The following is a 1,696-nucleotide window of genomic DNA, read 5'->3' as shown; positions in this document are numbered from 1 at the left end:
ACAGCCTACAACCTTAAACGCGGACAACCAACGCCGCGCTAGCCTAGCCTTCTCCGTCTCTCCATCGCAGTTAGCAGAAGTACGGGAATATTAACCCGTTTCCCATCGACTACGCCTTTCGGCCTCGCCTTAGGGGTCGACTCACCCTGCCCCGATTAACGTTGGACAGGAACCCTTGGTCTTTCGGCGAGGAGGTTTTTCACCCCCTTTATCGTTACTCATGTCAGCATTCGCACTTCTGATACCTCCAGTGTGGGTTACCCCTTCACCTTCAACGGCTTACAGAACGCTCCTCTACCGCACACACATAAGTGTGTACCCATAGCTTCGGTGTATTGCTTAGCCCCGTTAAATCTTCCGCGCAGGCCGACTCGACTAGTGAGCTATTACGCTTTCTTTAAATGATGGCTGCTTCTAAGCCAACATCCTAGCTGTCTAAGCCTTCCCACATCGTTTCCCACTTAGCAATAACTTTGGGACCTTAGCTGATGGTCTGGGTTGTTTCCCTTTTCACGACGGACGTTAGCACCCGCCGTGTGTCTCCCGTATAGTACTCATTGGTATTCGGAGTTTGCAAAGGGTTGGTAAGTCGGGATGACCCCCTAGCCTTAACAGTGCTCTACCCCCAATGGTATTCGTACGAGGCGCTACCTAAATAGCTTTCGAGGAGAACCAGATATCTCCCGGTTTGATTGGCCTTTCACCCCCAGCCACAAGTCATCACCGCATTTTTCAACATACGTGTGTTCGGTCCTCCAATTGATGTTACTCAATCTTCAACCTGCCCATGGCTAGATCACCGGGTTTCGGGTCTACACCTTGCAACTAAACGCGCAGTTAACACTCGGTTTCCCTACGGCTCCGCTATTCGCTTAACCTCGCTACAAAATGTAAGTCGCTGACCCATTATACAAAAGGTACGCAGTCACGGTCTCAAGAACCGCTCCCACTGCTTGTACGTATACGGTTTCAGGTTCTATTTCACTCCCCTCACAGGGGTTCTTTTCGCCTTTCCCTCACGGTACTGGTTCACTATCGGTCAGTCAGGAGTATTTAGCCTTGGAGGATGGTCCCCCCATATTCAGACAAGATGTCACGTGTCCCGTCCTACTCGTTTTCACCTAAAGTTAGTTTTCATGTACGGGGCTATCACCCTGTGCCGCTGTGCTTTCCAACACATTCCACTAACACCCTCTAGGCTTAAGGGCTAATCCCCGTTCGCTCGCCGCTACTAGGGGAATCTCGGTTGATTTCTTTTCCTCCGGGTACTTAGATGTTTCAGTTCCCCGGGTTCGCCTCTTTAACCTATGTATTCAGTTAAAGATACTAGCTTATGCTAGTGGGTTTCCCCATTCGGACATCGTTAGCTCAAATGCTTGTTACTAGCTCGCCAACGCTTTTCGCAAGTTACTACGTCCTTCATCGCCTCTGACTGCCAAGGCATCCACCATATACGCTTAGTCACTTAACCATACAACCCAAATAAGTCTCTATGAGATTATCCGTTGTTTTATCAGGGTAGATAAAACAGTCGTATCGTAACTAATGGTTTCTACTTTCGCCAAAATTAGAATTTTTACTTAAGACCGTTAAGTCTTAAGCCAAGACACTTAATGTTAAGTGTTTTGAGAACTCAATTTTTAATTTCGCAATAATCGTTACGATTATTACTATCAGCTTTCCAAATTTTTAAAGA

At 47.5% G+C, this 1,696-nt stretch carries 1 rRNA gene; it reads right to left on the bottom strand.

The window, feature by feature from the left end:
- A 23S ribosomal RNA gene (locus K5Q92_RS23660) occupies window positions 1-1,471 on the bottom strand; the annotation flags it as partial.
- Window positions 1,472-1,696 lie beyond the last annotated feature (225 nt).

Origin of the sequence: Shewanella sp. MBTL60-007 (assembly GCF_019654915.1) — a bacterium.
Lineage (GTDB): Bacteria > Pseudomonadota > Gammaproteobacteria > Enterobacterales > Shewanellaceae > Shewanella.
Note: the sequence above shows the minus strand (reverse complement) of the source record. Positions and strands in the feature narration are given on the sequence as shown.